Here is a 9,227-nt window from a genome sequence, read left to right as displayed (position 1 = left end):
TAAAAAGAATAATGATACCAATATTATCGCAAAAAAAGATGAAACAACCATACTGCCCGGCAGCAACAAGGCCTATCTAACTTTGGCAAACGGCAGTAAAATAGTACTTGATGATGCTAAAAATGGCCAATTAGCGGCGAGTGCCGGCGTAAAAGTGAGTAAAGCCGCCAATGGTGTAGTGGTTTATAAATTTGACATGAAGCCAGGAGGGCAAGGGAGTGCCGCCGTCCCCGAAATTAATACCATCACCACCCCGCGTGGAGGCCAGTACCAGGTTATACTGGAAGATGGTACCAAAGTACAGCTCAACGCGGCGTCGTCAATCAAATTTCCTGAGCTTTTTAACGGGGCCAATCGTGAAATTGAACTGGACGGAGAGGCCTATTTTGAAGTGGCTAAAGATAAAGCCCATCCATTTATAGTTAAGGCCAATGGCACACAAGTGCAGGTTTTTGGCACCCACTTTAATATTAACGCCTATAACGATAACCCGGATATAACCACCACGTTACTGGAGGGCTCTGTTAAAATGAGTAAAGGTACAGCCGCCGTGATGCTTTTGCCGGGACAACAGGGAACTGTAAACCAAAACGGTTCATCAATAAAAGTAAGCCAGGCCGATGTTGAGGCTAATATGGCCTGGATAAACGGCTTTTTTATATTTCATGACCAAAGTATTATAAATATCATGAAGCAGGTGAGCCGCTGGTATGACGTAGATATTCAATACCAGGATGCCGAAGTTCAGGAAAATGAATTTGGCGGTACCATATCAAAATACAAGGATATTAAAGAGTTGCTTGATAATATTAAGCTTACCGGCAGTATCCACTACAAAATTGAAGGAAGGAGGGTTATCATTATGAAGTAACCTCATACTTACATAATGCTATCCTTAAAGAAATAACCAGGAGCGTTCGCACCGCCCCTGGCACATGCTACGGATAGCAATCAGGTCAGTTAACGATCATTTTTCTCACAACCAATTATTTAACCTAACATTCAAATGTACAAAAATTCTACTGCATTAAAGCGCGGGCAGATACCCCGTGCTGTATCAAAAATATTTCTGATCATGAAATTGTCGTTCTTTTTTGTGTCTGGTTTCGATACTTCAGGTAAGTGCCACAACCACATTTGCACAAAGAATAAGCTTAAGTAAAAGCAACGCTTCGCTCGTTGAAACGCTTAAAGATATTCACAGGCAAAGCGGATACAGTGTGCTTTATAATTCCAAAATGCTGAAGAAAGCTCAGCCCGTAAATATCGACCTTAAAGATGCAGGATTGGACGAAGCGCTGCGCGAATGCTTCCGTGATCAGCCATTTAGTTATGTTATTAACAATACCACCATTGTGGTTACACCCAAACCGGTTGAAAGGAAACCGGCACAGGTGATAACGATTACAGGTACGGTAAAAGATCAGAAAGGAGCGCCATTGCCGGGTGTAACTATAAAGGTTAAAGGTACAAACACAGGCGTACAGACCAATATAGATGGTAATTACACCGTTACCGTAAATGATAATAACGCTGTATTGGTTTATTCCTTCGTCGGTTTTGTAAACCAGGAGGTTACCGTCGGTAATCAAACCAAAATTGATATAGTGCTTAAAGAACAAACATCGGCACTTAATGAAATTGTGGTGGTGGGTTACGGTACCCAAAAGAAAGCGAACCTTACCGGTGCTGTATCATCCGTAAGCGGCGAAACACTGAATAAACGCCCTATTGTTAATCCCGCCTCTATGCTGGAAGGCCTGGCCCCGGGTGTACAGGTAAACACGGGCTCTGGCGAGCCGGGAAATGAGGCCGTATCTATCCGCATCCGCGGTAACAGTACTTTCAGCGGCGCGGGTTCAGATCCATTGGTATTGATCGATGGTGTTCCCGGTAACTTTAGCGACCTTAACCCAACCGATATCGACAATGTATCGGTGTTGAAAGACGCGGCTTCTGCATCTATATACGGTTCAAGGGCTGCCAACGGCGTAGTGTTGGTAACAACCAAACAAGGTAAAGCCGGGCAAATGTCTGTTACTTATGATGGTAACTTAGGCTACAACAGTCCTACTAAAATGTTTAAACTGGTAACCAACTCGGCCCAATATATGGAGATGTTTAACCAGGCACGTATTAATAGCGGCACTACAGACCCCGGCTCCCTTTATCCGCAGGATCAGATCGAATTATACCGTAATGCTACAAATAAGGTCCGTTATCCTAATACCGATTGGTTAAGCCTGATATTCAGAACGGCTGTAACACAAAACCACAACCTGACATTTAGCGGCGGTAGTGAAAAAACTACATACAACGTATCGTTAGGATATGTTGATCAGGATGGTATTGAAAGGGGATTTGATTATAAACGTTACAGTGCCCGTATCAATTTAACTTCAAAGATCAATGATCATATAAAATTTGGCACCAACGTATTATTAAAATCAGGCACCAGGGGCGCCGTGGCTGGTAATCCTTCATCACCCAGCCAATGGGATGGTTCTTCAATGGACCTTTTCCTGTCGGCTATGTCACAAGCCCCAACTTATGGCCCTTATTTAGCCGATGGCAGCGGACATTACACTTATAAAGCTTATGACTTTGAGTATAACAACAAAAACCCTATAGCGGTACTGGATCAAAACTTCAGAAGGATCACCAATGATTACGCCGCAAACGCGCAGGGTTGGTTTGAGGTTCAGTTTACTAAAGATATATCCTGGTACACCAAAGGGGCGGTGAACTTTAACATGGATAAATACAAGGATTTTAAAGCCACCCTTGATGAATATAATTTCCAGACTAACCAACTGGCAACATCGCTTGACCTTGGTAAAGGTTTAACCGAGCAGGACGAACAAACTGTATACACCAATTTGTTCAGCTATTTAAACTATGCGCACAATTTTCATGGGCATAACATTAAGGCGCAATTTGGTTATAGTATTGAGCAAAGTAAGTACCAATACCTATCAGGCTATCGCAAAAACTTCCCCGATCTGGATCTGCAGGAGTTGAATGCAGGTGGTTCTGACATACAAAATGCCGGTGGAACCAGTAATCAATGGGCTTTGATGTCCTACTTCGGTCGTTTAAATTATGATTATAAGGGGCGTTACCTGTTAGAAGGCAACATTCGTGATGACGGAAGTTCAAAGTTTGCAGGTAAAAACAAATGGGGCATATTCCCTTCGTTTTCGGCAGGATGGCGGGTTACCGAAGAGCCTTTTGTAAAAGCCATGAATTTAACCTGGCTGGATAATTTCAAATTAAGAGGTTCATGGGGACAACTGGGGAATCAAAATATAGTAATTAACGGCTACGGAGCCAATTATCCATACCAGGCCTTGTTGAATTTCACCGGTAACTATTCTTTTGATAATTCAACATTGGTAACCGGTGTAGCCCAGCAAAATCTGAACAATCCGGCTATTAAGTGGGAAACTACCACTATGACCGATATCGGTTTGGATGTTACGGTTTTCAAAAACTTTAACTTAACTGCCGATTGGTATAATAAAACAACATCCGATATTTTAAGGCAGGCCCAGGTTACCGCAGCTGTGGGCTTAAGCGCACCTACTATTAATGATGGCTCCGTAAATAACAGGGGTATTGAGCTTGGTATATCATATAATAACGTTATAACTGATGGTGCGTTAAGAGGTTTAGCCTTTAACGTAGGAGCAAACGTTGACCATAACACAAATAAACTGGTGAAATTTGGCCAAACCGAAATTAACGATTATAAGATCAACCAAAACGGGCAGCCATGGAATTCATTCTATATGCTGCAGGTTGTTGGGATATTCCAATCGGCAGCAGAAGTAGCTAATTCTCCTAAACAGTTTTCTGACTCCACCTTACCGGGCGACTTAAAATATAAAGACGTAAACGGTGATGGTAAAATTGATCAAAATGACCGTACAATTATTGGCGGTGTTTATCCAAAATTAAACTACTCATTTAACTTATCGGCCAGCTTTAAAGGTTTTGATCTTTCGGCCATGATGCAAGGCGTTTATGGTGTTAAATCATACGTATCAGGCTGGGGAACTATACCTTTTGTACAGGGTGCATCGCCAACTACAGATTGGTTGAACGCCTGGACACCTGAGCATCCTTCAACCACTATGCCACGTCTTTATTTCGGCCAAAGTGCACCGGATAAAATCGGTCGCCGGTCTTCATATTTCCTGCAGGATGCATCGTACTTAAGGCTTAAAAACCTGGTGTTTGGTTACACCATTCCGGCGCAGCTTACCAAAAAGATAGGTATTAACCGGTTAAGGGTTTACTTCGCCGGTGATAACCTGTTAACCATAACCAAATTCAAGGGTCTGGACCCTGAACGTTATGGCAGTGGCGATCAGGTGCAGTACCCGCAAAATAAAATCTACTCTTTTGGTTTGAACGTCTCTTTTTAATTAGCCCACATGAAAAATCGAATTATAATAACCATTATATTAATTACATCGCTGTTTTTAGGCGCATGTAAAAAGGCGCTTGATCTGAACCCCAACGATCAGATCGCCACCTCAACTTTCTATAAAACGAAAGCGGATTTTGATGCGGCTTTGGCTGCTGTTTATGCATCCCTTCAATCAGAAGAATTTTCTTATGGCATGGGCTTCAGGGATGGCTTTACAGATAACGGGTATAACCAGTTCAATTCGGGCGCAGCTAAGGATTTTGTACAAGGTAACTTTAACCCTACCACAGGTGGTTACGAAACCGCCATTTATAACGATAGCTATACCGGTATTGCAAGGGTGAACCTGTTTCTGCAAAATTTAGGTAGTTACAAAGGGGCTGATATTTCTGATAGCCAGCGTAAAGTTTATGAGGGCGAAGTAAGGTTTATCCGGGCTTTCCTATATTTTCAGTTATACAGTATTTATGGCGATGTGCCGTTGGTAGTACAGCCGCTTGACCTGAGCAATCAAAAGCAGCCTAAAGTACCCGCCGCGCAGGTACTCGCTCAGATCACTGCCGATCTGGATTATGGCATTGCAAATTTGAGCACCAATGCTTATTACGCTAACGGAGGACACGCGGCTGCTTCATCAGCAAAAGCCTTAAAGGCGAGGGTTTTATTATTTGCCGCCTTTGGCAACACCGGTACGCCGGATGCCACTGTATTAACCCAGGTACGGGACCTTTGCCTTGATTTGATGGGCCAATACAAGCTAAGCACCAATTTTGAGGATATTTTCAGGGATGCTACCCAGAAAAACAACACCGAAATTATGTTTTCGGTTAACTTCCTCGCGCCAAACAATACTGCTCCATGGGATATGTATTATGGCGATTGGGATGCCTGTGCGCCAATGCAAAATATGGTAGATGCTTATGAGTGTACTGATGGACAGCCTTATGGCACTTCGCCGTTAACCGATACTAAAAACCAGTTCAATAACCGAGATCCTCGTTTACGTAAAACTGTATATGCCGATTCTGTTAATTTTGGTCCGGGTAAAGTGCACCACCCTTCAAACCTCAGGCCCACAGGCTATGGAATTATAAAATTCCTCGAACCTAATAACATGCCTTATGGTTTTTCAACGCTTAGCCAGCAGGATGCAGTTATACTGCGTTTAGGGGAAGTAATGCTGATGTATGCAGAAGTCCAAAACGAAATTGCGGGCCCTGATGCAACAGTTTATAAAGCCATGGCCGATTTACGTGCACGTGTAAATATGCCTGCCTACCCGGCGGGGTATACCAAAGATCAGATGCGCCAACGCATCAGGCATGAACGCCGTGTTGAGCTTGCTTTTGAAGGTTTACGTCATTATGATTTGTTAAGATGGCACATTGCCGGGCCGGTACTTAATGCTGTTGTATCGTCCCTTATTAATTATCATTTTGAAGATAAGTTTTACCACTGGCCGTTACCTCAAACAGAAATTGATAAGAGCGGCGGAATACTGATTCAAAATCCTGATTACAAATAACCAGGCAGATCGTATCGGAGTTGAAATAATCTCTTCCAATTGATCTGCATATAATACCAATCAGCAATAGGCCCCTGAAAAAGGGTAGTCTATTGCTGTTTTTGTTTAGGCATTAGTATATGCTTTCTGAATTGTATTATGCATCAATTAATTATGATTTCGTTGGTCTTTTTAGTTTAGAAATGGTTTAATTAAATATTAAATCAGCATATTTGTGTATCTGAGACTTCCTAAGTCTCATGTGATAAGGTTTAGGAAAAAGTCCCGGCGGCGAGCGCTTTGGGGCTTTTATTTTTTTATTTCCTGCACCTTTTCTTTTTAATTGCTGTAAATGACGTGAATACGATAGAAATCTCGGGATTATCAGCAGCCTGCTCTTAACTTTTAACAATAGATCTGCGGGTAACTGCTTAATGCAATTTCGAAATATATCTCATAAAAAAGCCATGCTCCTTATGAAGCATGGCCGAAGTGTTAGTTATTTAATACCCCTATTAAAATAACTTATGCCCCAAATGTATGCTCATCTGTGCAAAAAAATAAATTGTAATATAAAAAATACAAAAGCCCATCAACGACAGGCTTTGGCAGACGTGGGGGTCGTAGGGGTATTAAAACTCTCCAATTCAGGTATTACAAATATAAACTTCGATGTTCGGGAGTGATCAATAAAAATAACGGAAATTGGTAACGACTTTGTTATAAAGTTTAATAGCCGGGTATGTTGGGTGATAAATGGAACGGTGATAATAACGATATTAGGCTATCGAACTAATGAATATGATGAATCAATTCATTAATTTCTTCTGGACGGCACTTGGTTTCGCAGCGTTGCTCGCCTATTGGTGTTCGGTAGGTTTATCTGCCTGGTTTTACCTGTTTATAGGTTTAAGTGTTATTCCCGCATTTCTTTCCAGAAGTTTTTTCCATAGAGTTCAGTTAAGCTATAATACAAAATTTTATGAGCGTTTAGGGGTGAGGTTTATCCGGAAATTTGTTCAGTACGGTGATTTTGCAAACCGGCTGGCAAGGAAGAACCGTCCTGCACATCCGATTATCCAGCGGACCGCAAATCCCGAGGGATATCTCAGTACCATTATGATGTATGAACGGTACCATTTTATTTGTCTTATCTTTTTTCTGCTCACAAGTATTATAGCTATGGCGCAGGAGCGCTATTTAATTGCATTACTGATCTTGATAAGTAATGCGGTTTATAATTGCTATCCTATCTTATTGCAGCAATTTAATCGGATCAGGATATTGAGGTGCTATAACCAAAAATCAGTTTAAGATTGATTAAAAAGCTGGCTCCGAATAAGCAGGATTGTTATAACCTTTCTGAAATAGCCCGTGCATGAGCCTGAAATGGCTTTTAGCTTTCCGCATTCTGCTTTTAGCTTTCCATGAAATCGGCCTTATTTTATCAATAAACCATTAGTGTACTACAATGAAACAATACTGTATCGCTTAAAATTTGCTGTAAACTAACATTGCCCTCATAAACCAATTGAAATTTTATGAGGAAAATTATTTACGCAAAATTTGCCTGTATACTCATGGTTTTGCTTTGCGCCTTTACGGCCATGGCACAACAAAAGGAGGTTACAGGTGTAGTCACCGACCAGGAGGGTTTTACCTTGCCTGGTGTTTCAGTGGCTGTAAAAGGCAGCACTGCGCAAACCGCTACCGATGGGAAGGGTAGCTTTAAGATCAGCCTGCCAGGTAACGGCAATATCCTGGTTTTTAAATTCCTGGGGATGCAAACCAGGGAGGTAAAAGTTGAAGCCGGACAAAGCAGGATCAATGTAAGCCTTCTTAATGCCCAGCGCGACCTGAATGAGGTTGTTGTTGTGGGGTACGGAACTGCCAAAAAACGTGATGTTACCGGTTCGGTAGGTTCATTAAAAGGTAGCGATTTGATCAAAACCCCGGCGGCATCTGTTGACGCTTTGCTGCAGGGCAAGGTGCCCGGGTTACAGGTGTTAACAACATCGGGCCAGCCGGGCTCGGGGTCAACCATCCGTATCCGGGGGCTGGGCTCAAGGGCCGATGCCAATCCGTTGGTGGTGGTTGACGGTTTGCCGCTGGGCGATGCCGGTAACCTGAAACAGATCAACCCGGATGATATCGAATCGATAGATGTTTTGAAGGATGCATCGTCGGCAGCTATCTATGGCTCAAGGGGAGCTAACGGTGTTATCCTGGTAACTACCAAAAGAGGTAAGACAGGCCAGGCACATATCACCCTAAGTACACTTACCACGGTATCAACCCTTGGTAATAAGCTCGATGTTTTTCACGACCCTGTTGAAGCCGCTACTATTGATAATCAGGCCCGCATTAACGCCGGCATTGCCCCGCTGTTTATAGGCCAGGTTTATGGTGGTACCTATTATCCTTCATTGGCCGAGCTTAGAGGCATTGATCCTAATAAACCCAAATGGGCGTATAATACTGATTGGGCCAAACTGGTTTACCGTAACCCGGTATCGCAAAATTATACCCTTTCGGCTGATGGCGGGAACGATAAAACAAGGTACTCGATATCCGGAAATTATTATAACGAGCAGGGCCTGGCTATCCAGAATGGGTATAAAAAATACACCGGCCGCGTAAACCTGGAGCAAAAGCTTAAACCTACCGTTACGCTGGGAACTAACCTTATTGTTACTTCAACCCAAAACTATGGGCAAGGCTTATCTGTTGACAGGAGCATCGTTTTCCCGGCGTTTAATCCTGATGGTACATATTTTCACATCGGCAGTAACGATTTTGGTAACCCGCTGCAAATTGCCAATGAAGTGCTTAACAAAAGCAAAACTATCGATCTGCTGGGTACAGCCTACATTAATTGGGAAATCATCAAAGGGCTTAATGTAAAAACACAACTCAGCTATACCCATGGCAATGCGGTGAATGATAACTACCAGCCAAGGGACGCCACATCAACAGGTTACCTGTTTCAGGGCTATGGCGATATCAACAACTATAACGGCGATCACCTCATCAACGAAAACTATTTAACTTACGACAGAAATATTGGCAAGCAGCATCACATTAATGTTGTAGCCGGTTATACGCAGGAAACCAATACCGTACGCACATCTGATTTGCAGGGCCACGGTTTTGTGAACGACGTACTGGAAAACGAAAACCTGAAATCGGCTACTACGCAGTTTATCAGTAACGGACTTACCAAAACAGCTTTGCAATCATTTATTGGCAGAGCAAATTATACATTTTTGGATAGATACCTGTTTACAT

At 42.6% G+C, this 9,227-nt stretch carries 5 protein-coding genes; all 5 read left to right on the top strand.

Features of this window, described 5'->3' with window-relative positions; genetic code table 11:
* Positions 1–871: FecR family protein (locus tag VF500_RS09755; protein ID WP_330859493.1), on the top strand; the 871-nt coding region annotated here is incomplete at its 5' end.
* Between the two features lie 349 nt (positions 872–1,220).
* The gene (locus VF500_RS09750) at positions 1,221–4,430 is read left to right on the top strand and encodes a TonB-dependent receptor (RefSeq protein WP_330859494.1); all 3,210 of its coding nucleotides are present in this window, start codon (positions 1,221–1,223) and stop codon (positions 4,428–4,430) included.
* A gap of 9 nt (positions 4,431–4,439) precedes the next feature.
* Positions 4,440–5,960, top strand: a complete 1,521-nt coding sequence (locus VF500_RS09745) for a RagB/SusD family nutrient uptake outer membrane protein (RefSeq protein WP_330859492.1) — start codon at positions 4,440–4,442, stop codon at positions 5,958–5,960.
* 780 nt (positions 5,961–6,740) lie between these two features.
* Complete coding sequence (locus tag VF500_RS09740) at positions 6,741–7,253, top strand: hypothetical protein (RefSeq protein WP_330859491.1); 513 nt, start codon at positions 6,741–6,743, stop codon at positions 7,251–7,253.
* Between the two features lie 227 nt (positions 7,254–7,480).
* On the top strand, positions 7,481–9,227 hold a 1,747-nt coding region (locus VF500_RS09735; protein WP_330859490.1), incomplete at its 3' end, for a SusC/RagA family TonB-linked outer membrane protein.

This window comes from Mucilaginibacter sp. (assembly GCF_036383575.1).
GTDB lineage: Bacteria > Bacteroidota > Bacteroidia > Sphingobacteriales > Sphingobacteriaceae > Mucilaginibacter.
Note: the sequence above shows the minus strand (reverse complement) of the source record. Positions and strands in the feature narration are given on the sequence as shown.